Source organism: Myxococcus sp. RHSTA-1-4 (assembly GCF_020037125.1).
Taxonomy (GTDB): Bacteria; Myxococcota; Myxococcia; order Myxococcales; family Myxococcaceae; genus Myxococcus.
Map to the genome: position 1 here is coordinate 287,639 of NZ_JAIQDG010000003.1, position 26,804 is coordinate 314,442.

19 protein-coding genes are annotated in these 26,804 nt (G+C 70.9%); 10 read left to right on the top strand and 9 right to left on the bottom strand.

The annotated features are described in order from the left end of the window. Nucleotides 1–11 precede the first annotated feature (11 nt). From K8638_RS07025 to K8638_RS07040, 4 genes are all read right to left on the bottom strand, one after another. A complete protein-coding gene (locus K8638_RS07025) occupies nt 12–611 on the bottom strand; it encodes an MXAN_6521/LA_1396 family lipoprotein (RefSeq protein ID WP_223753645.1) in 600 nt (199 codons plus the stop codon). A 54-nt stretch (nt 612–665) separates the two neighbouring features. Then, nucleotides 666–3,383, bottom strand: coding sequence for an RND family transporter (locus tag K8638_RS07030; protein WP_223753646.1), 2,718 nt, complete (start codon nt 3,381–3,383; stop codon nt 666–668). A gap of 155 nt (nt 3,384–3,538) precedes the next feature. Beyond that, entirely contained in the window at nt 3,539–5,680 is a 2,142-nt protein-coding gene (locus K8638_RS07035) for a site-specific recombinase (protein ID WP_223753647.1), read from the bottom strand. 105 nt (nt 5,681–5,785) lie between these two features. Then, complete coding sequence (locus K8638_RS07040; RefSeq protein ID WP_223753648.1) at nt 5,786–6,364, bottom strand: ABC transporter substrate-binding protein; 579 nt, start codon at nt 6,362–6,364, stop codon at nt 5,786–5,788. Nucleotides 6,365–6,596: 232 nt separating this feature from the next. Between K8638_RS07040 and metK the strand changes: the two genes are divergently transcribed. Then, the gene (metK, locus tag K8638_RS07045) at nt 6,597–7,781 is read left to right on the top strand and encodes a methionine adenosyltransferase (RefSeq protein WP_223753649.1); all 1,185 of its coding nucleotides are present in this window, start codon (nt 6,597–6,599) and stop codon (nt 7,779–7,781) included. 159 nt (nt 7,782–7,940) lie between these two features. Here metK and K8638_RS07050 read toward each other — a convergent pair whose 3' ends face one another. Then, nucleotides 7,941–8,705 carry a penicillin-binding transpeptidase domain-containing protein gene (locus tag K8638_RS07050; RefSeq protein WP_223753650.1) on the bottom strand — a complete coding sequence of 255 codons (765 nt, stop codon included), beginning with the start codon at nt 8,703–8,705 and terminating at the stop codon, nt 7,941–7,943. 377 nt (nt 8,706–9,082) lie between these two features. Between K8638_RS07050 and K8638_RS45130 the strand changes: the two genes are divergently transcribed. The 3 genes from K8638_RS45130 to K8638_RS07065 all read left to right on the top strand — a co-directional run bounded on the left by K8638_RS45130 (nt 9,083) and on the right by K8638_RS07065 (nt 13,002). After that, nucleotides 9,083–11,839, top strand: a complete 2,757-nt coding sequence (locus tag K8638_RS45130) for a CHAT domain-containing protein (protein ID WP_223753651.1) — start codon at nt 9,083–9,085, stop codon at nt 11,837–11,839. A 34-nt stretch (nt 11,840–11,873) separates the two neighbouring features. Continuing rightward, nucleotides 11,874–12,512 (top strand): hypothetical protein, encoded by a 639-nt coding sequence (locus K8638_RS07060; protein ID WP_223753652.1) that lies wholly within the window; start codon nt 11,874–11,876, stop codon nt 12,510–12,512. A gap of 136 nt (nt 12,513–12,648) precedes the next feature. After that, the gene (locus K8638_RS07065; protein ID WP_223753653.1) at nt 12,649–13,002 is read left to right on the top strand and encodes a hypothetical protein; all 354 of its coding nucleotides are present in this window, start codon (nt 12,649–12,651) and stop codon (nt 13,000–13,002) included. Between the two features lie 134 nt (nt 13,003–13,136). Here K8638_RS07065 and K8638_RS07070 read toward each other — a convergent pair whose 3' ends face one another. Further along, a complete protein-coding gene (locus tag K8638_RS07070) occupies nt 13,137–13,607 on the bottom strand; it encodes a YchJ family protein (RefSeq protein WP_223753654.1) in 471 nt (156 codons plus the stop codon). A 114-nt stretch (nt 13,608–13,721) separates the two neighbouring features. Between K8638_RS07070 and K8638_RS07075 the strand changes: the two genes are divergently transcribed. Further along, nucleotides 13,722–14,615 carry an undecaprenyl-diphosphate phosphatase gene (locus K8638_RS07075; RefSeq protein ID WP_223753655.1) on the top strand — a complete coding sequence of 298 codons (894 nt, stop codon included), beginning with the start codon at nt 13,722–13,724 and terminating at the stop codon, nt 14,613–14,615. A gap of 14 nt (nt 14,616–14,629) precedes the next feature. Next, a complete protein-coding gene (locus K8638_RS07080) occupies nt 14,630–15,241 on the top strand; it encodes a CoA pyrophosphatase (protein ID WP_223753768.1) in 612 nt (203 codons plus the stop codon). A 50-nt stretch (nt 15,242–15,291) separates the two neighbouring features. Here K8638_RS07080 and K8638_RS07085 read toward each other — a convergent pair whose 3' ends face one another. Both K8638_RS07085 and K8638_RS07090 read right to left on the bottom strand, forming a co-directional pair. After that, a complete protein-coding gene (locus tag K8638_RS07085) occupies nt 15,292–16,707 on the bottom strand; it encodes an MBOAT family protein (RefSeq protein ID WP_223753656.1) in 1,416 nt (471 codons plus the stop codon). Nucleotide 16,708: 1 nt separating this feature from the next. Further along, nucleotides 16,709–19,459 carry a GDSL-type esterase/lipase family protein gene (locus K8638_RS07090; RefSeq protein ID WP_223753657.1) on the bottom strand — a complete coding sequence of 917 codons (2,751 nt, stop codon included), beginning with the start codon at nt 19,457–19,459 and terminating at the stop codon, nt 16,709–16,711. Between the two features lie 165 nt (nt 19,460–19,624). On the opposite strand from K8638_RS07090, the gene K8638_RS07095 reads away from it, so the two are divergent. Continuing rightward, the gene (locus K8638_RS07095; RefSeq protein ID WP_223753658.1) at nt 19,625–20,689 is read left to right on the top strand and encodes a mannose-1-phosphate guanylyltransferase; all 1,065 of its coding nucleotides are present in this window, start codon (nt 19,625–19,627) and stop codon (nt 20,687–20,689) included. 10 nt (nt 20,690–20,699) lie between these two features. Here the strand turns inward: K8638_RS07095 and K8638_RS07100 are convergent, their stop codons facing one another. Further along, complete coding sequence (locus K8638_RS07100) at nt 20,700–22,172, bottom strand: Tox-REase-5 domain-containing protein (RefSeq protein WP_223753659.1); 1,473 nt, start codon at nt 22,170–22,172, stop codon at nt 20,700–20,702. A gap of 371 nt (nt 22,173–22,543) precedes the next feature. Here K8638_RS07100 and K8638_RS07105 point away from each other — a divergent pair, with 371 nt between their 5' ends. The 3 genes from K8638_RS07105 to K8638_RS07115 all read left to right on the top strand — a co-directional run bounded on the left by K8638_RS07105 (nt 22,544) and on the right by K8638_RS07115 (nt 26,798). Beyond that, nucleotides 22,544–24,646: a serine/threonine-protein kinase gene (locus K8638_RS07105; RefSeq protein WP_223753660.1), complete on the top strand. Its 2,103-nt coding sequence runs from the start codon at nt 22,544–22,546 to the stop codon at nt 24,644–24,646. 226 nt (nt 24,647–24,872) lie between these two features. Beyond that, nucleotides 24,873–26,243: a phosphomannomutase/phosphoglucomutase gene (locus K8638_RS07110; protein ID WP_223753661.1), complete on the top strand. Its 1,371-nt coding sequence runs from the start codon at nt 24,873–24,875 to the stop codon at nt 26,241–26,243. 3 nt (nt 26,244–26,246) lie between these two features. Next, nucleotides 26,247–26,798 (top strand): NADPH-dependent FMN reductase, encoded by a 552-nt coding sequence (locus tag K8638_RS07115; RefSeq protein ID WP_223753662.1) that lies wholly within the window; start codon nt 26,247–26,249, stop codon nt 26,796–26,798. The last annotated feature ends 6 nt before the right edge of the window (nt 26,799–26,804 follow it).

The window sequence follows — 26,804 nt, forward strand, 5'->3', positions numbered from 1 at the left end:
GAGGGACGAGCCTACTCGCCCAGCTCAATCTTCTCGTCGGTGTCCGCTTCGTTCAGTTCGGGATTGGGCAGCGTGCCCAGCGTGGCGGACAGCAGCTTGGCGGTGGGCACCACGTAGGGGGCCACCTCCTCGCCCAGCTCCTGGACGTACTGGGCCACGCGCTGCTCGTAGTCCTCGTCCCTGGAGCCCCAGCTCCCGGCGGCCTCCGCGGCCCAGACCTCCTCACCGTCCCGGCACCGGGTGAGGCGCGCCTTCACCTCGGTCTCCGCGCCGTCGCCCTTGAGCGTGATGTTCGGGTCCAGCCAGAGCACGCCCTCGATGCCCTCCACGCACAGGCCCTTGAAGGACGTGTCCTCCGGCCGCTCGGGCAGCGCCAGGTTGCTCTTCGCGAGGTAGTTGCGGTTCTGGTTCACCCACTGGCGGGCGATGAGGCTCCACAGCTCACCCACCGCCGGCTTGCCGTCCGGCAGGGGTTGCGTCACCACCACCAGCCGCTTCACCTGGTGCTTGTCCACCTGCTCGTAGTCACCGCGCACGCGCTGGCTCTTCACCGTGGCGCACGCGGACAGCAGGCCCAGCCCGAGCACGGGCAACAGTCGCTTTGTCGTCATGTCCCTCTCCCGGCCCCCTTCATGCGGAAGGGGGCCTCCTTCAGTGGCCGCCGCTCAGGCCGCCTTCACGTCGCTGCTCTCGGTGGACGGAGCGCCGCCCGCCCCGGAAGTGCCGCCCGCCTCACGCTGCCGGCGGTCATGCATGAGCTGCATCACCGCGGCCAGCACCGTGAAGGACACCACCAGCGTGGTGATGAGGCCGATGCACGCCACCAGGCCCATGGACCGCAGGCCGTTGTGGGCGGCGGCCAGCAGCGCCGCGAAGCCCGCCACCGCCGTCAGCGTGGAGGACGCCACCGCCGCGCCCACGCTGCGCAGCGCGACGAGCGGTGACGTGCCTTCCAGGAAGCGGTGCAGCAGGTACAGGCCGTGGCTCACCCCGAAGCCCAGCAGGATGGGCAGGATGATGATGTTCATGAAGTTCAGCCGCAGGTCCGTCAGCGACATGATGCCCAGCATCATCGCCAGGCCCACGCCGAGCGGAATCACGGAGGCCAGCGCCAGCTTCACGTTGCGGAAGTCCAGGAAGTGCATGGCCAGAATCCACAGCGCGGTGAGCACCACCGTGAGCTTCCCGTCCCAGAGGACGATTCGCGCCAGCCGCGCGTAGAGCTGCGTGGCGCCCGCGGCGCGGAACTCCTTCTGCGCGGTGGGGCCCGCCGGGTCCCACGCGTCCTTGTCGAACGCGCCCGGCTTGTACGTCGCGGGGATGGAGCGCGTCTCGTCGGCGAACTTCAGCATCTTCTTGCCGTCCATCAGGTCCACGCCCGCGTAGATGTACGTGAGGTAGCCCTGGTTCTCCGGCAGCGCGGTGGGCAGGTTCTTGAACTGGGCGGTGTAGTTGGCCGGCACGCCGTGGACGTCGAAGGGCTTGGCGTCCAGCACCTTCTTGAAGAACTCGGCCTTGTCCTGCATCTCCGGCGGCAGCGCGGCGGTGGTGAAGCCCTCCGCCTCGAGCTGCGCCATCTCCTCCTTCCACTCCGCCAGCACCTTGGCGTTGGCCTGGGCCGTCGCCTCCGGGGGGACGAAGGTGAAGATGCTCACCACCTGGTCGATGGACGGGTACTTCTCCGGGTGCTGCGTCAGCTCCCGGTAGACACCCTCGGCCTCGTCCAGGTCCTTGGTGTAGATGGCCATCGGGTCGCTGGAGATGTTGAAGCGCTCGTTGATTTCATCCTGGAGCACGACGGAGGACATGCCGTCCGGGATGAGCGCGCGGGTGTTGTAGTTGAAGCCCACGCCGTACTTGAGGCGCTCGAAGAAGCCCAGCTTGACGCCCTTGGGCAGCTCCGCGTCCAGGCCGGCCCAGGGCACCGCGGCGGCGCAGATGAGGGCCACGATGGCGGTGCTGACGCCCAGCACCAGGCCCGGGCGGGGGATGCGCAGCTCCTTGCCGGTGGCGGCGGAGTTGGTGGGCGGCGGCTTCATGACGCCGATGAGCTTCTGCGGCAGGGCCGGGTTGATGCGGCCGGCCAGCGCCAGCAGCGACGCGCTCCACAGGAAGAGGGTGAGGCCGAGGATGAGCGTGCCGCAGCCGGCCAGGAAGCCGAACTGGCTGAAGCCGCGGAACTCGCTCACCATCAGCACGAAGAACGAGCCGCCCGTCACCACCGCGGCCACCGCCGCCGGGCGGCCCGCGTTGACGAAGGCGTCGCGGATGGCCACGTCGTACGGCTTGCCCGCGCCCAGCTCCAGCCGGGTGCGGAAGATGAAGTGGATGCCGTAGTCGATGCCGAACCCCATCAGGATGCCGCCCAGGATGGACGTAATCATGTTGAGCTCACCCACCGTCGCGTAGGTGAAGCCCAGCGTGTAGAGCGTGCCAATGACGGTGCCGCTGACCACGATGAACGTGGGCGCCACCTTGCGGAAGAAGACGATGGTGATGAGGAAGATGGTCACCAGCGCGATGATGGTCACCGGCTCCAGCGACTCCTCAATCGCGTACGAGTCGTCCACCGTCGTCTTGTAGGAGCCGGTGAAGCCGTAGGCGATGCTCTTCGCCTTGCCGCCGTTCTCCTGCGCGCCGTCCTTCAGGAAGGAGTCGTGGTGGTAGTCCTCCTCCAGCTTCACCGCGCCGGGGCGCTCGGAGTAGGCCTTCAGGTCGCCCCGGAGCTTCTCCAGGTACGCCTTCGTCTTGCCAATCTCCGTGTTGTCCCACATCGGCTTGATGAGGATGAGCAACATCTTCTTGTCATTGGAGATGTTGTAGTCGTCGCGGATGCTCTTCTTGCCGACGGAGGAGTACTTGTCGACCAGGTCCTGCATGTCCAGCTCGACGGGCTTGGAGCCGCCCAGGTCGATGAAGAACGGGTTGCTGCGCTTCAGCTTGTCGCGCAGGAACGCCATGATGCGGCGCTTGCCCTCGACGAGGTCCTCCGTCTTCACGAAGAGGACCATGTTCTGCTGGATGAACTCGACGGGCAGCTTGTAGGAGACGTTGCGGACGTTCTCCTTGTCCGCCTCCAGCATCTTCGCGATGTCGTCCGCGGTGGCCTTCATGCTGGCCTCGTCGGACGAGCGCAGCGCGAGCATGAGGAAGCCGCTGCCTCCCACCATGTCGATGACCTGCTTGACGTCCTTCACCTCCTGCAGGTCCTGGGAGATGAGGTCGAGCTGGTTGGAGTTGATGCGCAGCTTCGACGTGCCCCAGAGCGACAGGCCCAGCAGGGCGAGCAGCAGCAGGAGGATGGTCCCCGGCCGGCGGACCAGCAGGCCGGCGAAGGCGTAGGCGAAGCGGGAGTGGGAGTTCGGGTTTCGGGCGCCGCTCATGCGGCGGGGACCCTAGCGGCAAACGTCCCTGCCAGGAAGCAGCGCAAGAGTGCCCGGCCGCTCCCCGGCCGCCCGGCACCTGCCGGGCCGTGTCAGGCCCGTGTCACGGCGGGCATTTTCCTGGGGCACAAAGGATGCGGGGAGGCGGCCCGCGCTCAGGGTGCGGGTGGGGGGGAGACCCGGAGCACGTCGCTGGAGGTGTCCCGGGGCGGCAGGAGGAACGAGCGCGGCTCCTTCACCAGGTGGGTGAGGACGGCGCGCAGGAAGGGCAGCGCCTCGCGGGTGGGCACGTCGCGCGCGCGCACGGCCACGCCCAGGGCCAGGGAGAAGGAGACGGCGAAGTTGAGCAGGCCGGTGAGGGCCACGCCCGCCAGCGCGGCGAGGAAGTCCGGCCGGAGCACCGCGTCAGCGCCCAGCGAGCCGCCGGCCAGGGCGAGCTGGCCGAGCGCGAAGGTGACGTGCCGCACGTCCAGCGCCAGCCCGAAGAAGCCGCCCAGCACCGGCACCAGGCCCAGGAGGAAGCCCAGCGTCACGTTTCCGCCCAGGCCGGAGACGGCGTGCTGGAACCCGGAGGCCAGCCGGGCCGCGCCGGCGTCTCCCAGGAGCCGGCGCGGCACGCGGTGGTGCGCGAGCGCCTCCGGCAGCCGCCGGTACACCACGAAGTTCTCCAGCCACCCACCCGCCACGCTGCTCAGCCACAGCAGCACGCCGGTGAGGGCCGCGAAAACCAGGGTGCCGCTCTTCCACGGGTGCAGCGAGGCCACCGTGGCCTGGGCCTTCGCCGGCGTGAGGAAGCCGTGGCCCGTCACCCACTGGTAGCCCACCGCCACCGCCAGCGCCGCGGGCGCCACCACGCCCAGGTTGCCCGCGAAGGCCGCGAGCTGCGAGCGGGTGATGCGGGGGATGAGCTCCACCAGGCTCGCCAGCCGCTCGCCCCGGGCGCCCTCGCCCACCGCGCCCGCCAGCGTGGCCGCCGTCACGGACGGCTGCTTGGTGGCCAGCGTGAAGCCCAACAGCTGGATGAGGACGAAGGCCACCGCGTAGTTGAGCCCCACGCTCAGCGCGACGAAGAAGGGCGCCAGCGTCAGCCCGGACAGGACGAACTTCAGCGCCACCGCCCCGGCCGTCACCAGCCCGCCGCCGGCCGCCGAGTGCACCATGTCGTGGAACTCGGCGCGGGTGCTGGTGATGTAGTGCTCACCCGAGTGGCCGGCGCGCTCGATGATTTTGCGCGCCAGCATCCGCACGTTGCGCTTCACCAGCTCCCGGACGGAGCGGTCCGCGTGCGCCCGCCGCAGCAGGTCCGCCAGCAGCGCCAGCGCCTCGCGCCAGCGGGGCTCGCCGCGGGGCGCGCCCAGCACCCGGGCAATGGCCTCCATGCGCTCCAGGCTCCGGCGGATGCGCTCCAGCCGGTACACCAGGTCCACGCTGACGCCCGCCTCCTCCAGGTGCCGGGACACGCTGCCCACCACCTGCCGGCAGTCCGCCACGCAGGTGGACAAATCCTTCAGCGTGTCCGGCGCCGCGTCGCGCGCGAGCACCGCGTCACACACCAGACGCAGCCGCAGGAAGGGTGAGCCCCGGAAGGCCGTCTCCGGGCTGCGCTCCCTCACGTCCTCGGCCATGCCGAGCGCGGCCGTCTGCACGGCCAATAGCAGCAGCGCGTCCATCAGGTCCGCGCGCACGCGGGCGGCGGGCACCGGCTCGGGTGGACGTGCGTCACCCACCAGCGAGGCCAGCTTCGCCAGCAGCGCCGGGGACAGCGCGGCCAGCCAGTCCGCGTCCCCCGGCACGGGGAACAGCCGCAAGAGCAGCTCGGACAGCTTGTTGGGCTCGGGAGGCGCCGGGAGCAGCGCGCGCGCCAGCCGGTCGGAGGCCTCGGAGAGGAAGCCCTGGCCCGCGGGCAGCCCCACCTGGGCGAAGAGCTTCAGGCCGCGGCTGCCGTCGCACACCGCGGAGACCAGCCGGGTGACGGCGGCGCGCATCCCGGGCTCGCCCTCCATGACGCGCACCATGAGCCGCAGGCGGCTGTCGGCGGGGGACAGCTCGGGCTCGGCGGGGTCCACCAGCGCGTGCGCGGGGATTCGCTCGCGCAGCCACGCCGTCCACCGCTCCACCCACTCCAGCCGCGCCTCCAGGCCGCCCTCGGGCACGTCGCACAAGAGCCGGTACAAGTCCCGGACGGCGGGGTTGCCGGGCGCGCGGGGCGCGTACTGCACGCAGAAGGCGTCCACCTCCCGGGCGGACGGGCCGATGACGCGCGAGGGCGGAGGCTGGGAGGGGGCGGGGGCGGTCATCGTCCAGGCGCTCGGGGGAGAGAGAGCCTATGCGATGACGCGGCGCCCCCCAAACCCATCCGGCGGCCGGGAGCCTGGTGGCCCGGCCGCCCTGCACGGCCAGGGCTACTTCTTCTTCACCTTCGCCAGCTCCGTCCGCATGCGGTTCAGCAGCAGGTCCCACCCGCCCTGGGCGAGCAGCGGCTGCACCTGCGAGTCGCGGATGTCCTGGAGCATGGAGGAGCCGAGCACCGTCACGTCCACCACCTTCCACGCGGCGGTGTCCTTCATGAGGCGGTACTTCAGCTTCATCTCCTGCGTCTTCAGCGGGTGCTTGATGAAGATGGTGGAGGCGACCGTCGCCTCGTTGCCCGTCACCTGGGCGGGCTCGTAGGTGATGGAGTCCAGGTTCTTGAAGTTCTCGCGCACCCGGGGGAAGGCGATGGCGGCGAAGAGGTCCTGGAACAGCTGCACGAACTCCTTGCGCTGCGCGTCGGTGCCCTTGGCCCACGCGTCACCGAGCAGGAACTTCCCCTGCTCCTCGCTGCCGAAGTGCTTCAGGGCGGCCGCGTCGCGCTCGTAGCGCACGGACTGCACCACCGTCTTCACCGGCTTGGCGACGGCGTCGTCCTTCGGCGCGGCGAGCGCGGGGACGGCGAAGGCCATGGCGGCCAGGAAGGTGATGGTACGGAAGCGGGCGTTCATGTCGGGTGGTCCTCCAGCAGGGGGAATTCGTGCCCCATCTGTTAGCGCAAGGGAACGGCTGGGGGCTTGCGAAATTCACGCTCCGAAGGAGGGCAGCCATGCGGCGGGGCACGCCCGCCCGCCGGGCGTCACAGACGAATGAAACAGCCCCTCATGGAGGTTTGACTCCCCTAGGACCGCACGTCTAGTGTCCGTCCCCTCGCGCACTGTCAAGCGCCCCTTTAGAGACGACATGCCTACCGACTTTTTGTTCACGTCCGAATCCGTCACCGAAGGCCACCCGGACAAGATCGCCGACCAGATCTCCGACGGTGTCCTCGATGCCATCATCGCCAAGGACCCGCAGGCTCGCGTCGCGGTGGAGACGCTCGTCAAGACGGGCCTCGCCATCGTCGCCGGTGAGGTGACGACGAACTGCTACGTCGACATCCCGCGCATCGTCCGCAGCACCATCTGCCGCATCGGCTACACCGACAGCTCCATGGGCTATGACGGCAACACCTGCGGCGTCATGGTGGCCATCGAGGGCCAGAGCCAGGACATCGCCCGCGGCGTCGACAACAAGAAGGACCAGGGCGCCGGCGACCAGGGCATGATGTTCGGCTTCGCCTGCGACGAGACGGCGGAGCTGATGCCGGCCCCCCTGCACTACGCCCACGCGCTCACCCGCCGGCTGGCGGACGTGCGCCGCAAGCAGCACGACTGGATCCGCCCGGACGGCAAGAGCCAGGTGACGGTGGAGTACCGCGACGGCCGCCCCGCCCGCATCGACGCGGTGGTGGTGTCCACGCAGCACGCCGAGGAGGTCTCCAACAAGAAGATCCAGGAGGCCATCCGCGAGGACGTCATCGCGAAGGCGCTGCCCAAGAAGCTCATCGACAACAAGACCAAGTTCTTCATCAACCCCACGGGCCGCTTCGTGGTGGGTGGCCCCATGGGCGACTCGGGCGTGACGGGCCGGAAGATCATCGTCGACACCTACGGCGGCATGGGCCGTCACGGTGGCGGCGCGTTCAGCGGCAAGGACCCGTCCAAGGTGGACCGCTCCGCCGCGTACATGGGGCGCTACATCGCCAAGAACGTGGTGGCCGCCGGTCTGGCGCGCCGCTGCGAGGTGCAGGTGTCCTACGCCATCGGCGTGGCCGAGCCGGTCAGCGTGATGGTGGAGACCTTCGGCACCGCCACCGTCCCGGAGGCGCGCATCGCCAAGGCCGTGCGCCAGGTCTTCGGCCTGCGCCCGCGCGAAATCACCGAGCACCTGGACCTGCTGCGGCCCATCTACCAGAAGACCGCCGCGTACGGCCATTTCGGCCGCACGGAGAAGGAGTTCACCTGGGAGCGCACCGACAAGAAGGACGCCCTGCGTGACGCCGCCGGTGGCAACGCCGCCGCGGGTGGCCGCCTGAAGGCGGTCTGAAGAAGGCCCTCGCTCTCGTGAGTGGAAAGCGCGCGCCGGTCCCGACGAGGGGCGGCGCGCGTTTTTCATTTCAGGGGCTCACAGGAGTCCGTGCGCCTTCAGCGCGTCGATGGCGGAGGCGAGCGCGGGGTGCGGCGCCTGTGACTTGCCGGGAGGCGACTACACGGCGCTGACGAAGACGAAGCCTCCACGCGGTGAGGCGACGTGGCCCACCAGCCAGGTGAGTTCCCCGCTGGCATCGGGGTACGTGCCCGTCTTGGCGCTCAGCACCGCGCCGTCCTTCCACGGGCCGCCCATGTTGATGCCGTCGCGGGTGTTGGCCACGGTGTCCGGGCCCTGCACCAGCGTGGCCTTCACAATCTCCAGCGTCTTCGGGCTCACCGGCAGCTCGCCCCGGTACAAACGGGCGAGGAAGTCGAGCTGCTCGTCCGGGGAGACGCGCAGCGGGCCGCCCAGCCAGGAGCGGGTGATGTCGCCGGAGGCGTCCGCGTTGCCGTAGCGGAAGCGCTTCAGCCACTCCTCCATGCGCTGCTGGCCAAGCTGCTTCGCCGTGCCCTGGAAGAACCAGAGGGCGGAGCGGCGCATGGCCGTGTCCAGCGTCTGGTCCTGGTTCCACATCTCCACGCGGTGCTTCGTGCCGTCCCACTTGCGCACTTCGTCCGGGCCGGAGAGGACGCCCGTTTCGAGCGCGATGAGCGCGTGGGGCACCTTGAAGGTCGAGGCGGGCACCATGCGCTTCGCGCACTTCTTCGCGTCGTTGCGTGTCACCTCGCCCGTCTTCAGGTCCATGAGGAGGAAGCAGCCCGGGTGGGCGGGGGCGGGTTTCGGGGCCGGTGGCTTCGCGGCGGCGCAGACGGTGGTGGCGAGGGCGGTGAGCACGAACAGTACGGCTCGTGTGTGCGGGATGCGGAGGCGCTGACGCATGCGGTGGCTCCTGGAACGGTGTGGTCGGCGGACCTCGGTTCCGTCGTGGAGGGTGGGGCCAGAGCAAGGCGTGGGCCAGCGCCGGTGAGGGGGCGGGAGGCAAGGGCCGTGGTCTTCCGGACACGGGCGTGTGGGCCTTCACCCTCACGGGTGTGCGGGCGTGCCCTGGTGCGAGGTGAAGCGCGCGAGGTCTCCGAGGTCGCTCAGGTCCGGTGCGCCCGTGCCTCCAGGAATGGCTCGCGAAAGTGAAACTGCTTGCCGGGCAAGTGAATCTCGCGGCTTCCACTGAAGCGGCGTAGCGTCGCGCGGGGAAGAATCATGGGCGCCGTCGTTGGGTGGGCGTGGGGAGCCACGACACACAGGCAGGGAGCTCGGCAGTGGCGGAGGACAAGCCTCGTTCCTGGAGTCCGCGGCTGCGCTGGGCCGCGCTCATGGTGCTGGCGGCGGCGGCGGGAGTCATCGCGGCCACGGTGGGACTGCCGGCCTGGCGGAGCACGGTGGCGGAGCCGGTGTCCCCGGCCCTGTTCCTGGCCGACGCTCCCACGCGCACGATTGAGGCCCGGGTGAGCTATCCGGGGGCGGACCTCCATCGTCCGTATGGGCCGCTGCGCTCGGGAGATGCGGGGCGTGCGCTGCCGCCTCCGGCGCCCCTGGCGGAGCTGGCGCGGATGGAGGCGGCGGGCGATGTGCATGGGCTCGCGGCGGCGTACCTGGTGCGCGGCAACACGGAGATGGCGGCGCCGTACCTGGCGAAGGCGGGGGATTCGCCGGACGTGGCCAGCGACAAGGCGGTGCTCGCGCTGGACCGGAAGGACCATGCCGAGGCGCTGGAGCTGCTGGAGGGGGTGCTCCGTGTGCAGCCGAAGCATGCGCAGGCGCTGTGGAACCGGGGGCTGGTGCTGACGGAGTTGGAGCTGTGGGCCCTGGCCGCGCAGTCCTTCGAAGCCGCCGCCGCGCTGGGGGAGCATGGCTGGGCGGGGGAGGCGAGGTCCCGGGCGGAGGCGCTGCGGGGGCGGCTGGTGGACCGGTGGAAGGAGACGATGGATGCCGCCAAGGCCCTGGTCACCGACACGAGCACCGTCCCTCCGGAGATGCTCCAGTCCAGACCGGGAGTCTTCCGCGCGTTTCTGTATGAAGCCATTCGCGCGGCGGGCTCGGTGGAGCGGCTCGATGCGCTGATGCCATTGGCCGAGGCGCTCGACACGAGATACGGGGGCTCGGCCGTGCGCGATGCCGTCCGTTGGGCCCGGTCACGAGACTTCCGGCGCCGGGGGCCGCTGGCCGCGCGCTACCTGGAGCTGTATCGCACGCACAAGGTCGCAGGGGGCCTGCCGCGATACCTGGACGAGGTGCTGCGGGCCGGAGAGCGCGACTTGTACATGGGCGCACTCGTCCTCGAGCGAAAGGTGGGCGAGCATCTGGACACCTTCGAGGAACTGGCCACCCAGGCGGGGGACCCCTGGCTCCTGCTGTTGGCCGACCATGAGAAGGCTCTCGCGGCCATCCAGCGCGGCGAGTTCCTTCGGGCCGAGCAGCTCCTGCTGGGCGCTGTGGACCGCTGCGAGGCACAGCCGATTGGCTATCGCTGCATCCTCATCCAGGAGGCGCTGGCCAACCTCTACCGCCAGCTCCACCGCCTGCCCGAATCCAATCGGCACGCGCAGGCAGCGCTCACGGGCTATCGCAACGACAGCCGATGGAGCGAGGGGAGGCAGTTGCTGCAGCTCGGGCAGAACGCGCGCTTCCTGGGGAAGGCCGCACTGGCGAGGGCTTATCTGGAAGAGCCCCTCGCTCGGGCTCCGAAGGACTGCAACATCCGTCACTTCGTCCGGGCGAACGAAGCCCTGGCACGGCTGCAGGAGTTCTTTCTGGTGGAAGCTCGGGCGAGCATGGCGGACGCGCTGTCGTGCGACGCCCCGTTGTCTCTGCCGGGCGCCAAGACGCTGGTGGACCTCGCGCGGATGCATCCCGACCCAGAGCAGGACCGCAAACTGCAGGAGGGGCTTGAGGCTCTGCGAAAGCGAGGAGGCCTCACCCCAGGAGAGCGGGCACTCGCCACGCATATCGAGGGACGATTCCACGTGGAGCGAGAGCGGGCACGGGGCGAGGAATTGCTCCGGCTCGCCATTGCCGAGGCGCGGCAGCTTCCCTCCTATGACGTGAACGCGCGCAAGGCCCAGGCCTATAGCTACACCTCGCTCCTGTTCGCTGCCGGGAAAGCGGGTGAGTCCGAGGGCGCGCTGGCGCTTTTCGGAGAGGAGCTGGGGGGGGCCCTTCCCAGGCAGTGCCTGCTCGCGGTGACGGTGGATGACGAGCGGACGCTGGCCATTAGTCTCGGTCCGGACGGCGGCATGCTCGGTCACTATGACGCGAGCCGCACCGCGCCACTGGGGGAAGAGCTTCGGGGGCTTGTTTCCGAGTCCCTGGTGGCACGGTTGCGTGCGTGCCAGCAGGTAGCCGTCGTGGCGCGTCCGCCGCTGCATGGCCGGGCGGGTCTGTTGCCCGCCGATATGGCCTGGGCCTACTACGTGCCACGGCCGCCTTCCGAATCGCCCGTCTCCGGTCCCTCGAGGCGCCTGGTGGTGGCGGATGTCGTGGCGCCGCGCGCCCTGGGCTTGCCGTCGCTGAATGCGTGGGAAGGCTCGACGGAGCCGGGAACCACGCTCCTCTCCGGGCAGGCGGCCACGCCTTCCCGGGTGTTGGAGGCGATGACGGAAGCCACGGAGGTCGAGGTCCATGCGCACGGACTGGTGAACCCGAACCTCTCCGAGGCGTCACTGCTGGTGCTTTCCCAGGAAGATGGCGGTCGCTATGCGTTGACAGTGGGAGAAGTTCAAGCGCGTCGGCTCCAGGGACAACCCCTGGTCATTTTGGCGGCCTGCCGTGCCGCGCATGGGGCGCCGTGGACGTATGAGCGATTCAGCCTGCCGGTCGCATTCATCAATGCGGGAGCTCGCGCGGTGATCGCCGCCACGGTTGACGTGCCGGATGCGGAGGCGGGCGCGTTCTTCAATGCCGTGCGGGAGCGTATCCGACGCGGCGAGCATGCGGCGGTCGCGCTTCGCGACGTGCGCATGGAGTGGCTCGCGCGCGACTCGGAGAGTTGGGTGCGCTCGGTACTTGTATTCGATTGAGGATGGGGTGGTCCCGTCCTGAGCGTGGAGGGGGATGTCGATGATGAAGAGATTCGTGTTGTGTGTGCTGTTGGCGGGCTCGCTATCGGGATGCCGTATTTTTGGAGAGCCCCGGCCCACGCCGGACACCTGCCCCGAGCCGGGGCCGGTGCCCACGGCCCCACCCGTTGTGGAGTTGCCTCCGGGCGCAACCCCTCCTCCAGGGGCGACGCACGTTGTCGGGCTGCTCTGCCAGGAGACCGGGGCGTTCCATGCGGCGGGCGTCAACACGAAGACCCGGTCCTTCACCTACCTCGTGTCGGGAACCCGGGCCGCGCGGGATTCTTTTCTTGCCGATGCCTACAAGGCGGGCGTGCCGGTCGTGCTCTACACCGCTCCCGTGAAAGTGCCGGGTGGCAAGCGCGTGAGCGGAAGTGCCGCCATGGCCTCCGGAGCCACGACCACGGGAACGACTTCGGGGGAGGATGATGAGACGCTCGACCCCTGCTTCGATGGAACAGAGATTGGCGAAGATCCTCCGCCCGACCCCAAGGACCCGGGCAACGCGAGTCCGAAGCCGATTGACACCTTCACCCGGTTGGCCTGGCTCTCGGCGAATGCGGTCGATGGGGTCAGTGACCCGGCGGCGCTGTCCACTTCACGGCCCGCGCCCGGTACGACCGTGCCCCGGTAGGGCCCACGAAGAGCCGCCCGCAGTGGAGCCATTGAATGATGGCTTCATCATGTCGGGCGGCACGCGTGATGTCAGAGCCCCTCGATATGGTGCATTCGAGACGGAATGGGCCGGCGCGTCTCGTATCGAGGGGGATGTGATGAAGCAACTGCGGATGTTCGTGGTGATGGCGCTGGGCCTGGCGCCGGTGGTGGGGGCCACCGGGCCGCTGGGTCCCATCGTGGTGCCCACGGGGCCCTGGGAGGGCCCAGACTCGACGGAGATTGGCGACGATCCGCCTGACTCCCCGAAGGACCCGGGCAACATCCAGCCTCAGGGGCGGCTGTTGACGCCCGCGGTGCTGACCGTGGGCTCTGCCGGATTCTTCGGGCCCATCCTGTGGCCCACGGGGCCCTGGGAGGATCCGGACTCGACGGAGATTGGCGAGGATCCTCCAGACTTCCCGAAGGACCCGGGCGACATCTGCCCGCAGCCTTCCGGCATGGTCTGACCTCGGGTCCGGAGCACGGGTGAAGTCCCGGGCGCGCTGAGCAACTCACTCCGTGCGCCAGGGCCCAAGCCCTGATGAACCAATGGCCGCCTTCCTCCTCCGAGGCGGGCGGCCACCGCCCCTCGTCCCGCGCGCTACTCCGGGAACGTGGCGAGCGTGAGGGACTCCGGAGGGACGGGCAGCTCCTTCGGCAGCCGCGTCACTCCGGACAGGTAGCGCCAGCCCGTGCCGTCGTGCCGGAAGTCGGAGCGCTCCACGAAGGAGCGGTCCTTCCCCTTCTCGAACACCTTGGCGAAGAAGAGCACCTGCGCCGTGCCGCTCGCATCCGGTGGCAGCGAGCCCATCACCACCAGCTTCGGGAACTGGTGTCCCTGCGCGTAGGCGCGCAAGTCCCGCAGGTACTCGTCCCGGGGCCGCGCGCGGTCCGGGTGGTCCGGGTGCAGCGTCTTCCACAGGTACGCCACGTCGCGCAGGGCGAAGGCGCTGTAACGGCTGCGCATGAGGCGCTCGGCGTCGGGGGGCTCGGCCTCGCCTCGGTGGTAGGGGGCACAGCACTCCCGGTAGCGGAGGCCGGAGCAGCAGGGGCACGGTGGGGCAGGGGGCATGGCGCGGTGTCCAGCCTACCCGGACCCGTGGGCGGTGCGTGCGCGCGCGCACAGAGGTGGACGAACACCCTTGCTGGCGGGGGAGTCCGGGCATACATCCGGGGGCCGCGCCCTATGAGCCTCCTCGAAGCCATCGTCCTGGGCCTGGTCCAGGGTCTCACCGAGTTCCTCCCCATCAGTTCCACCGCGCACCTGCGCATCGCGCCGGAGCTGTTCGGCTGGAAGGACCCGGGGGCCGCGTACTCGGCGGTCATCCAGCTGGGCACCGTGGCCGCCGTGCTCATCTACTTCCGCAAGGACATCGTCGCGCTGACGGCCGCCTTCTTCCGGGGGCTGGCGCGGCGCGAGCCCTTCGGCACGCTGGAGTCCCGGCTGGCGTGGTTCGTCCTGGTGGGCACGCTGCCCATCGGCGTGTGCGGCCTGGCCTTCAAGAAGCTCATCGAGAACGAGTTCCGCTCGCTCTACGTCATCGCCGGCAGCCTCATCGTCCTGGCGCTCATCCTCTTCGTGGTGGAGCGGGCCGCCTCACACAAGCGGACGCTGGCGGACATGACGTGGAAGGACGGCATCCTCATCGGGCTGTTCCAGGCGCTGGCGCTGATTCCCGGCTCGTCCCGCTCGGGCACGACGATGACGGGCGGGCTGGCGCTGGGCCTCAAGCGCGAGGACGCGGCGCGCTACTCCTTCCTGCTGTCCATCCCCGCCACGACGCTGGCGGGCATCTTCGAGCTCAAGCACCTGCTGGAGGCCACCGAGCGGCCGTCCGCCCTCTCGCTGTGGGTGGGCACCCTGGTGGCGTTCGGCTCGGGCATGGCGGCCATCGCCTGGCTGTTGAGCTACCTGCGCTCCCGCACCATGCTGGTGTTCGTCGTGTACCGCGTGGCGCTGGGCGTGCTGCTGCTGGTGCTGCTCCAGATGGGGAAGCTGAGCCCGCGGTCGGGCCTGGAGAACATCGACGTGCAGCCCGAGCCGGGCAAGCAGCAGATTGAGAAGCAGGTGACGGACTAGAGAGGGACGTGGCCGTGAGCGTGGAGGCGCTGTTCCAATCGCTGGAGTCGCGGCTGTCGTCGCGGCCGGCGCGCGTGGTGGACCTGCCGGGGCTGGTGCTGCGGGAGGCCGCGGTGCTGGTGCCGGTGTTCGAGCGGGACGGTGTGCCTCACGTGCTCTTCACGCGGAGGCCGCCCACGCTGCGCACCCACGCGGACCAGTACAGCTTCCCCGGAGGCGGGCGGGACGCGGAGGACGCCACGCCGCTGCACACGGCGCTGCGGGAGACGGAGGAGGAGCTGGGAGTCGACCGGCGGCGCGTGCGGGTGCTCGGCATGCTGGACGAGGTGCCCACCATCTCGCAGTACCGCGTCAGTCCCTTCGTGGGCGTCATCCCCGGAGACGGCCAGTACCGCCCGAGCGCGGACGAGGTGGCCTTCATCCTCGAGGTGCCGCTGGTGAACCTGCTGGACCCGGCCATCCTCCGCGTGGAGCGCAAGGAGGTCTTCGGGGCCGAGCGCGAGCTGTACTTCTATACGTACGGCACGCACGTCATCTGGGGCGCCACGGCGCGCATCCTCCGGGACTTCCTCAACCACGTGACGCAGGTGCCGGGCATGGCCGCGGCGCTGGGGTTGAGGAACTGAGCCCCTTCGCTCGGGGTAACAAAGCGGCGTGGCACGCCCGTCCGCTCCGCCTAGAACTGCAGGTACACGTACGGGCGCGTCTCCACGGCGGACAGGTGGCGGATGCCCAGGCCGAGCAGCACCAGCGCCGCGGCGCGCACCGGCACGGGCAGCCGCACGAACAGCTCCGACGACACGGTGTAGAGCTTCATCGGCACGGCGTGGAAGAACACCGCCGCCGCCAGCATGCCCCACACCAGCGGGCTGACGTTGGCGATGCCGGGCACGCCCGCCATCATGCGCGCGTAGAACTCCCCCGCGTGCGTCATGTCCGGCGCCCGGAAGACGACGCGGGTGAGCACGACGATGACGAACGTCGCCAGCATGCCCGTCGCGACGCGGGGAATGCCCGGTGACTGCGGCTTGCCCACCGTCCACTCCCAGCAACGGGAGATGCCCAGCGCCACGCCGTGCACCGCGCCCCAGACGGCGAAGCGCCAGTCCGCCCCGTGCCACAGGCCGCCCAGCACCATCACCGTCATCAGGTTGAACAGCACGCGCGGCTTCGACACGCGGTTGCCGCCCAGCGGCCGGTACAGGTAGTCCCGCAGCCACGTGGACAGGCTCATGTGCCAGCGGTTCCAGAACTCGCCGAGGTTCTTCGCCAGGTACGGCCGGTTGAAGTTCTCCGGGAACTTGAAGCCGAACAGCGCCGCCACGCCAATCGCGATGTCCGAGTACCCCGAGAAGTCGTAGTAGAGCTCGAAGGTGTAGGCCACCGCGGCGACGATGCACTCGGCGGAGGCGTACTTCTCCGGCGCGCCGAACACCGGGTCCACGATTCCGCTGCCCAGCACGTCCGCGATGACCAGCTTCTTCACCAGGCCCACCGCGATGCGGAACAGCGCGTGGCCGCCCTGCTCGGGCGTGAGGCTCGGCACCTCCCGGAAGTGCGCCATCAGCTCCGACGCGCGGACGATGGGGCCGCTCACCACGCGCGGGAAGAAGAGCATGTACAGCAGGTGCTCGAGGAACGAGTGCTCCGAGCTCGCCTTCCCCCGGTACACGTCCACCGTGTAGCTGATGGCCTGGAAGACGTAGAAGGACAGCCCCACCGGCAACAGCAGGTTGAAGGGCTCCGTGCGCACCGCGACGCCCAGCGGCGCCAGCAGCGACACCGCCGTCTGCCGCAGCAGCTCCAGGTACTTGAAGCCCGCCAGCAGCCCCAGGTTGGAGACGATGGACAGCGTGACGAGCGCCTTGCGCACGCCCTGTGATTGCGCGCGGGCCATGCCCTTCACCAGCAGGTGGTCCACCGTGACGCCCACCAGGAAGATGATGAGCGGGAAGGGCGTGAAGGCCGCGTAGAAGAAGAGGCTCGCCACCAGCAGCACGGCCATGCGGGCCCAATACTGGCGGTGCCCCGCCCAGTAGAGGGCGAACACCGCGATGACGAAGACCAGGTACTGGAGGCTGTGGGACAGCACGTCAGTTGTCCTCCACGCGCGCGGTGGGCTGGCCCTTCTTGTGGGCCTCGTAGGCACCGAGGAAGTCGCGCGCGAAGGCGCCCGCCAGCCGCGCGTAGCCTTCCGGCGTCAGGTGTACGCCGTCCGGGTGGCCCAGCGCCGGCTGAGCGCGCTGCCAGCGCAGCATGGCGCGCTCGCCGCCCATGGCCGCGCGCGGAGACCAGTACGCGCAGCCCGCGTCCTTCGCCACCCGGGGCAGCGTGTCCAGCACCGACGCCAGCGCGGGCGCCTCCTGCCACCGGCCCTCCGCGTCCCGGGCCAGCCGGTCCGTGGGGCCCAGCAGCAGGCACTCGGCGTTGGTGGCCTTGCGCAGGCGGGTGATGAGCGCGGTGTAGTCGCGGCGCAGCTCCGCCGCGTCCAGGTCCGCCCGGTGGGCCTCGTTGGTGCCGTACCAGAAGACGAGCAGGTCCGGCCGCCGCGAGGCGAGCTGCGTGTCCACCGCCGCCGCGTCCATGTCCCCCAGCGTGAAGGCGGTGGCGCCGGGCAGGCCCAGCGCGTCCAGCACGACGCCGGGCGTCTCGTGCTCCAGCGAGGCGCCCAGCACGGTGACGCCGCCGCCCTCCGGCGCGGCCACCTGCACGGTGTGCGCGGGGCCGGTGACGGGGAAGGAGCGCACGCGCACCGTGGGCGCGGCGAGCGGCTCGGGCAGCGGCGCGTCCGGCGGCATGGGCTCGCCGTCCACGGTGATGTCCGGCCCGCTCACGCCCGGCATGTCCAGCGTGTACAGGTCCAGCCGTCCCGGCGGCGTCTTCGCGTCCGGGCAGCCCTTGCAGAACTGGATGCGCAGCTTCGCGCCGGGCCCTCCCACCGCGCGGATGCCGGTGAGACCCCAGAGACCGCCGGGAGCCGCCTCCAGCGCGTCCTCCACCGTCCACTCGCCCTCCAGCTCGCGGGCCACGCGCGCCGCCTCCAGGCGCGGGGACGGCTTGCCCGCGGCGATGAAGCCCCGGCCCGCGTCGCCGAAGCGCTTCACCAGCACCTCGCGCACCGCGTCCGTGAAGTAGTGCGAGGCCGTGTGCGACGCGCCGAGCTGGGAGATGCCCACGCGCAGGGACTCGCCGGCCTCGCGGCGGCCCAGCCGGGCGAAGGTCTTCACCAGCGCCGCGTCCGCGCCCTGGAGGCCCGGCGGGTCATGGAGGTTCAGCAGCGGCGAGTGGGCCTTCGCGAAGGCGCGCTGCATCGCCAGGTCGAAGAGGTGGCCCAGCAGGTCCGAGCCCTTCGCGCGCGGGTGGACGAGGTCCTCCAGCATCAGCCCCTCGTCCAGCCAGCGCAGCGCGGAGCCCTCGCCGCCCATGGCGGTGAAGGCGTCCCAGAAGGCGCAGCCGCCCGCGCGGGCCTCCTCGCGGAAGATGTCGCCCACTTCCTTGGAGCCCCGGCGCGGAATCGCCTCGCCGCTCATGGTGCGCACGCCCGCGTCGATGGGGGACATCACGAGGCACGCGGAGTCCGGCACGTTGGCGCGCACGCGGGCCACCAGCTCCTTCATCTGCTTGCGCACCTCGTCCAGGGTGGTGCGCTCGCGTGAGTAGAAGAACGCCTCGTTGCCGCCCACCATCAGCACCACCAGCGACGGCTTGCGCTGGCGGAGCTGCGCGCGGAACGCGGCGGGCTGGGCGCGCAGGTACACCTCCGCCATGCCGCCCAGCAGGCCCACCGCGTCGTAGACGACGCCGGGCGTGCCCGTCTCCAGCGACACGCCGTGCAGCTCCACCTTGCCGGACGTGGTGAGGGACAGCGTCTTCGCGCCCTCGGGGAGGGACACGCGGGCGAAGGCGGCCTCGGACTTCGTCTTGGAGAAGCCGCGCGTCTGGACGCGCTGCAGCGCCTTGCCGTCCACGGAGAGCAGCACGGAGCCGCTGGTGGGCTGGGCCAGGAAGAACAGCTCCGCCACCCGCGAGCCCTCCACGTCGTAGCGCGTGCTCTGCGAGCCGCCGCCCGGGGTGAAGGCCACGCCCGTCCAGCCCACCCTGTCGCGGGGCCACTTCGTGTCCACCAGCCGCTCAATCACCCACCCGTCGGAGCCACGCCCGGAGCGCGTCCAGCGGCCGGCGCTGGCCGGGCGGGTGATGAAGAGGAAGCCCTTGCCGCCCGTGCCGAAGCGCTCCTGGAGCCGCTCACGCACCGTGTCGGTGATGTAGTCGGACGCGATGAGCGAGTCGCCCAGGTGCACCACCCGCACTGGCGTGCGCCGGGTGTCCGCGCGCAATTCGGCCAGGGCGCGGGTGAAGGGGGCGAGCCCGTCCTCCAGGCAGGTGCCGTCCGCGGCGGCCTTCCGGCAGTTGAGCTCGATGTCCACGTGCTGGGCGCCCATGCGCTCACGCAGGGCCTCCAGCTCCAGCGCGCGGGCCAGGGTGGGGGCGCTCAGCTCCTCCAGGCCGATGCCGGGCTTCGTGGGCACGGCGGGGAGGGCGGGCACGGTGTCCGCCACGGCGGAGCCGGCGTCGGGGGACTCCTCCTCTTCCTCCGGGGGAAGGGTGGGCGAGCCGGGGGCGTCCGCCACCATCGTGTCCGAGGGCGGGCGCGCGGGGCGCTTTCCCGTCAGCGAGGCCGGCAGCACCAGCGCCGTCAGCTTGGGGCCGAGGGGGCCGCTCCGCTGAAGGCTCGGGATGGGGCGCAGCGATTCGGGGACACCCGGGGCAAGCGAGAGCCCCAACGCCAGCGCGACGGTGAGGAGGAGCGTCAGCCCGGTGGATCTGGCCTTGAGGAAGTCCAACAGCGCGGCATGAGACTGGCTTTTTGGGGGCGGGTCAAAACTCTCACCCGTCTTCGGCGGCTCCCCGGGCGAAGGGCGGGCGGGCGGCCTGGAGCCGGAGGGTCCTATGCCCCCCAAGCAAGCCCCCCCTTCCCCGAAAAAAGCGAGGCGGTATGGTGCGCCGCCATGCCCCTCTACCCCGTCATCATGGCCGGTGGTTCCGGCACCCGCTTCTGGCCGCTGTCCCGCCAGGCGCGCCCCAAGCAGTTCCTGCCGCTGGCCTCGAAGCAGCCGCTCATCACCGACACCGCCGCGCGCCTCAAGGGGCTCGCGTCCGTGAAGGACACCTTCATCGTCTGCGGCCCGCTTCACGCGAAGACGGCGGCGAAGCTGGTGAAGGGCCTGCCCAGGGGCAACATCCTGGTGGAGCCGGTGGCGCGCAACACCGCGCCCGCCATCGCCCTGGCCGCCGTGCAGGTGGCCGCGCGCAACCCGAAGGGCATCATGGTGGTGCTGCCCTCCGACCACCACGTGGCCAACGTGCCCGGCTTCAAGGCCACGCTGGCCGAGGCCGCGAAGCTCGCCGAGGCGGGCCACATCGTCACCCTGGGCATCAAGCCCGCCCACCCGGAGACGGGCTACGGCTACATCCAGGTGGGTGAGCCCCTGGAGGGCGGCGGCCGCAAGGTGCGGGCCTTCAAGGAGAAGCCCGACCTGGAGACGGCGCGCAGCTACGTGTCCTCCGGCGACTACCTGTGGAACGGCGGCATCTTCGTCTTCCGCGCGGACGTCATCCTCGAGGCCTTCGACAAGCACATGCCGGAGATGAAGAAGGGCCTGGACGCCCTGCGCAAGGCCGCGGGCAAGCGCACCTTCGCGTCCGTGCTGAAGAAGGTCTTCCCCAAGCTGCCGTCCATCTCCATCGACTACGGCGTCATGGAGAAGGCCGCCAACATCGCGGTGCTGCCCGGTGACTTCGGCTGGTCCGACGTGGGCTCGTTCGCCGCCATCCCCGAGGTGCGCCCCGCCGACGCCAACGGCAACGTGGTGTCCGGTGACTCGGCGGTGGTGGTGGACTGCAAGAACTGCGTGGTGCTCGCCGACAAGCGCCCGCTGTCCGTCGTGGGCCTCACCGACATGGTGGTGGTGGACTCCGGCGACGCCGTCCTCGTGGTGCCCAAGGACAAGAGCCAGGACGTGCGCAAGGTCGTCGAGGCCCTCAAGGCTCGCAAGATGACGAAGTACCTGTAGCCGCGCCGCTTCAGGGCAGCGCCGGCGTCTGGACGACCTCGACGTCGGCGAGCCGCGGGTCCTCGAAGAGCTTCCGGAGGGCCCGGGCCGCCTTCTCCTCCGCGACGTGCCAGCGGACTCGCACCCCGGCCGCCTGGGCGGCCTCGTGCTTTCGCAGGGCCTCGTCGAGGAGCGCTCGCGCTCCGCTCGCGAACCACGGCCTGGGCGTGAGGTCGTCGTTGAACCGGCTCTCGAGGCCGGGGCCCCGGACCTCCAGCAGCACGCCCTCCTCGAAGCCGTCGAACTTCAGGACGTCCGGCTGGCCCGGCTCGCCCAGCCAGTACGCCTCGCTCGCGGGGCGGCCGGAGAGCTGCTCGTGGTAGCGCGCCGCGCGCGGGGACCGGGACTCGCGGGCAGGTCCCCACCGGCCGGGGCCCCTGGCGGTGGACGTGCGGAAGGACTCCGCCTGCGACACCGCCGTGTGCGGGATGACCGTGGCCCCCGCGCCCGTGCCCAGCACCGTGAGCGTGCGGCCCACCGGCACCGCCACGCGCTCCACCGCCAGCGAGCCGTCCGCCGCCAGGGAGAGCACCGGCAGCCGGTTCGGCTCCCAGTCGCGGCCCCGGGCCGCCAGCGTGCGGGAGGTGCCCACCGCCGTGCCCCACGTGGCCAGCAGCGTGGTGGTCAGCCTCGACAGCGCGTGGATGCGCTCACCCCGGGTCATCTGCCGGAAGCGCTCCAGGTACCCGGGCGAGGAGGCGATGAGCGTGGCGAGGCCCTCGGGGAGCCGTGACAGCGTGGTGGCGCTGTCCTCCTCCCCGGTGACGAGCTGCCCCAGCGCCAGCACCAGCTCGATGGACGTCTCCTCGCCGCCGTTCAGCTCGCGGCCGGGGACGCTCGCGTCGCCGCGGACCTCGGCCAGCACCGGGCTGTCGAAGCCGAGCTGGAGCGCCGAGTCCACGGGCCGCCACACGCCCGTCGCGCCCGAGTAGAAGGCGCCCACCTCGAAGGGCCCCGCGTGGAAGGAACCTTCATTCCACCGCACCTCGCCCACGCGCTGTCGCGTCGCCCCCGTGAGCGCCATCGCCAGGTAGCCATCCGGACGCAGCACGGCCAGCCGCTCGAAGCGCTTCAAACGCTCCAGCACCTCCGCGCGCGGCAGCTCCTCGTCCCCCTCCACCACCTCGCGCAGCAGCCGCGAGGCGACGAGCCGGGGGCCGAAGCCCGCCACCGTGACGGGCCGCTCCAGCAGCGCGTCGAACAGGGCCGCCGCATCCTCGGGAGACAGCGGCGCCTCCTCCGGAAGCCGCGTGTGCGCGTCCGCGAGCCCGGCCCGCAGCAGCACCTCCACGAAGGCGTCGCGCTGTGCCAGCGGGCCCTTCACCCGCGTGGCGCCACCGTCTCCCCTCGCGCTCGCACGGGCCTCCCCAGGCGGTGCACTGAAGGACGGCGGTGAGGCGGAGCGGTAGCACATGGAGCCGCTGTCCAGCTCGCTCAGCGGCATCTCCTTGAAGCTCGTGCACGCGGAGGAAAGGACTCCGAGCGCGAGGAAAAAAGCGTGAGGCCGGCCGCTGTGCTTGTGAGTGCTGCAGCCGCGGCGGCCGAGGTGACGGACGGACATGAAGGGACCTCCCCGTCAGACCCGAAGTAGCAGGCGGGGGTGACAGTCCCTGGACGCGCCCGGAAGCCCCAGTGTGAACGGGAGAATCTTCCGAGGGCCGGTCTGGAAGTTTTACGGGTGGGCTCGGACCCGGTTGCGCACGCGCTCGCTCCCCCGGGAGGTTGTGCTGTCCGCTCATGGACGAAGGGCCGCTGCACGGAGGTTGCAGAGCCGATGCCGCCGCCCCAACCCGGGGCGCACGAGGGGTGGCGTCGATGGCATGCAAGCACTGCGCGGTGAACCACGCGGCCGGAGCCTGCCCGGCCGTCCCCCAGGCGCGGGAGCAATCCCTGGAGGGCCAGCGGCACGGGCCGCTCGTCCTCAAGCGCCGCCTGGGCGCGGGGGCGCTGGGCACGGTGTACCTCGCCGAGCATCCGCCCACCGCGCACCGCTTCGCGGTGAAGGTGCTGCACCCGCACCTGGCCGCGCGGCCCGAGATGCGCAAGCGCTTCTACGTGGAGGCCCGTGCCCTGCGCGAGCTGACGCACCGCCACGTGGCCCGCGTGCTCGACGCGCGCGCCGGGCCCGCCGGCCTGCCGTGCCTCCTGATGGAGTACGCCCACGGTGAGCCCCTCTCGCGCCTGCCCATGCCGCTGACGCCGGTGGAGGCGGTGGAGTTGCTCGGACAGGCGCTGGAGGCGGTGGAGGCCGCGCACGCGCGGGGGCTGGTGCACTGCGACCTCTCCGCGGACAACCTCGTCCTCACCCGCGACGCGCGCGGCGAGCGGCGGGTGAAGGTGCTCGACTTCGGCGCCAGCGCCATCCTCAGCGCCAGCCTCTCCGAGGAGGAGCGCGCCTGCGGCATGGTGGTGGGCTCGCCCGCCTTCATCGCGCCCGAGCAGTGGGCGGGCGAGGCCGTGGACGGCCGCGCGGACCTGTATGCGCTGGGCGTGGTGGGCTACCTGCTCGTCACCGGGCGCCTGCCCTTCGGCTTCGGCCGCGTGGGGGAGCTGGCGCCGCCACAGCCGCACGTGCTCAACCCCAGCGTGCCCGGGGCGCTCTCCTGCGTGCTGCTGCGCGCCCTGGCCCAGCGCCCCGAGGACCGCTTCCCGGATGCCCGCGCGTTCCGCGAGGCGCTCGCGGTGAGCCTGGGGCCCGTTGCCCTGGCTGAGTCTCCGCTCGCGCCCTCCGAGGATGCGCAAGAGCCGTTGGAGGACATCGAGGTCGTGGTGGGCGAGCTGGTGGAGGAGGCTCCCGCTCCTGTCGTCACGCCGTCGCCCTCCGTGGCCTTCCCGGGCGGGGGCGTGCCCTGGGACGCCATGCCCCGGCCCATCCCCCTCGTGGGGAATGTCACCATCTTCGGACATGTCGTCCCGGAGGACGGCGCCACGCCGCTGTACCTCGCGCTGAAGGAGGCCGCCCACGAAGCGGCCCCCGCTCCGGTGGTGGAGGTCTCCGCGCCGTGCGTGCCCGCGCCACCGGGCCTGGGCGTGCGGCTGGGGCTCCCCGTGTCGAAGGAGCTGGTGGCCGTGAAGGCCGGCGACGTGACGACGGACGGCTTCTTCGCCGCGTGGGGCGGGGCTCTGCCCCCGCTCGCGGCGCGGCTGCCGGCGGAGCTGTCCTTCGCCGGCCGGACGGTGGCGTGCGAGTGCGACGTCGTCCGCCACGTCACCCAGGACGAGGCGCGCCTGTGGAACGTGGAGGCCGGCGTCTTCGTCCAGTACGCCGAGCCCGGCGAGCCGCTGCGCCAGTTCCTGGCCCAGGCGCTCGCGGGGGAAGCGAAGCCGCGCGGCGCGGAGCCCCGGCCGGATGGGGAGCTGGCCCGCCTGCTGTCCCGCGCCGCCACCGTGGTGGATGACCCGTACACCCTGCTGGGCGCGCCGCCCGGCGCGGGCTTCGACGAGGTCCGCCGCCGCGCCGGCGCCGCGCTGCGCCGGCTGGAGGCCTTCCGCCAGCGCGCGCTGCCCGCCGAGCAGCGCCGCGCGCTGGAGTCGCTGCGCCAGCGCGTGGAGGCCGCCCGGCGCACCCTGGGCGAGCCGCTGAGCCGCGCGGGCTTCGACGCCGTCCGGGGCAACCTCGCCGGGCTGTCGCGCTGCGTGGAGGCGGGCCTCACGGAGGCGTCCGTGGAGCCGCTGCGCCGCGCCTTCCTGTCCGCCCGCCCCGCCGCGGAGGCTCGCGCGCGCACCCTCTTCACGCAGGGCCACGCGCTGGAGGTGCGGCGCGCCCTGCGCGACGCGCTCTCCCGCTACGCCGAGGCGCTCTCGCTGGACCCGCTCAACGTGCCCTGGCTGCGCCACTACGAGGCGCTGCGCCAGCAGGGCCATCACGATGTGGCCCCGGCAACCCGCGCCCTGTCCCCAGAGGCCATGAGCCCGTGACGCTGGCCGGCCCGCGCCCCTCCCGCGGCACCCGGGTACCCTTTGCCCCCCAACTTCCCGCCAGGACGCTGGCACGAGGGGCGGCCTGCCGCCAGCGACCTTGGGGAACAGAGTAGTTCAGCAGTCAGCCCGGCCCATGAGGCGTATGCCGCGCCGCCCCGTGCTCGTGTAGAGTCCGCCGCCCTCTGCCATGCTCCCCGTCATCCCGGGGGGCGGGGACACCTTCATGAACACCCATATCTTTCGCGAGTACGACATCCGGGGTCTGGTCGACAAGGACCTGACCACCGACGTGGTGGAGCTGCTGGGCAAGGGCCTGGGCACCATCATCCGGCGCCAGGGCGGCCGCTCCATCGTGGTGGGCCGGGACTGCCGTGAGTCCTCCACCCGCTTCCGCGACGCGCTCTGCGCCGGCCTCACCTCCACGGGGCTCAACGTGCTCGACGTGGGGGTGGTGCCCACGCCGCTGACCTACTTCGCCGCCAACACCCTGCCGGTGGACGGGCTCGCCATGATTACCGGCAGCCACAACCCGCCCGAGTACAACGGCTTCAAGGTTGGCGCCGGCAAGACGACGTTCCACAGCCACGAAATCCAGGCCCTCCGCAAGCTCATCGAGGCGAAGGACTTCGAGGTGTCCGCGAAGAAGGGCCGCGTGGAGCCCTACGACATCATCACCGCGTACAACCACTTCATCCACCAGACGGTGAAGATGGGCCGCAAGGGGATGCGCATCGTCATCGACGCCGGCAACGGCACGGGCGGCGCGGTGGCGGTGCCGCTGTTCAAGGCCATGGGCTTCGACGTGGTGCCCCTGTTCTGCGAGATGGACGCCAACTTCCCCAACCACCACCCGGACCCGACGGTGGTGGAGAACCTCCAGGACCTCATCGCCGCCGTGAAGCGCGAGAAGGCCGAGGTGGGCATCGCCTATGACGGCGACACGGACCGCATCGGCGTCATCGACGACCAGGGCAACATCCTCTGGGGCGACCAGCTCATGGTGCTCTTCAGCCGCTACGTGCTGAAGGAGAGCCCGGGCGCGGCCATCGTCGGTGAGGTGAAGTGCAGCTACACGCTGTACGACGACATCGCGAAGCACGGCGGCAAGCCCGTGATGTGGAAGGCGGGCCACTCGCTCATCAAGTCGAAGATGAAGGAGGAGCACGCGGAGCTGGCCGGCGAGATGAGCGGCCACATCTTCTTCAAGAACCGCTACTTCGGCTTCGACGACGCCATCTACTCCACGGCGCGCCTGCTCGAGATTCTCACGAACGAGCCGAAGCCGCTGTCTCAGCTCCTGTCGGACGTGCCCAAGACGTACGCCAGCCCGGAGCTGCGCTTCGACACGAAGGAGGAGAAGAAGTTCGAGATGGTCAAGCGCGCCACGGAGACGCTGCGCGCGGCGGGGCACAGCATCATCGACGTGGACGGCGTGCGCGTGACGTTCCCCGACGGCTGGGGCCTCATCCGTGCCTCCAACACGCAGCCCATCCTGGTGCTGCGCTTCGAGGCGAACACCCCGGAGCGGCTGAAGGAAATCCAGACCCTCATCGAGAGCACCGTGGCCAGGGTGCAGAAGGAAGTCGGGGGCTGAGCGATGGCCGGCCCGCGCATCCTCGCCGTGAGCGGAAGCCTCCGGACCGGGGGCTTCAACCGCATGCTCCTGGAGGTCGCCGTGGCCCACGCCCGCTCGCTCGGAGCGGAGGTGGACGTGGTGGACCTGAAGGCGCTGAACCTGCCCTTCTACGATGGAGACGTGGAGGCCCAGGGCGTGCCGCCCCCGGTGGCGGAGTTGCGCGAGCGGCTGGGGAAGGCGCAGGGGCTGCTCATCGCCAGCCCTGAGTACAACTCGTCGATTCCGGGCGGACTGAAGAACGCCATCGACTGGGTGTCCCGCCCGCCGGGCCGCCTGTTCCAGGAGAAGTGGGTGGCGATGATGGGGGCCACGCCCGGCATCTTCGGCACCGCCCGCATGCAGCCCCACCTGCGGCAGGTGATGTCCGCCGTGGGGGCCCATGTGCTCCCCACCCAGGTGCACATCCCGAAGGCCGCGGAGGCCTTCACCCCGGAAGGCAAGCTGAGGGACGAGGCCCGGCGGAAGGAAGTCGAGACGCTGGTCGCGACGTTGGTCTCCAGGCTGAAGGGCTGAGAAAGG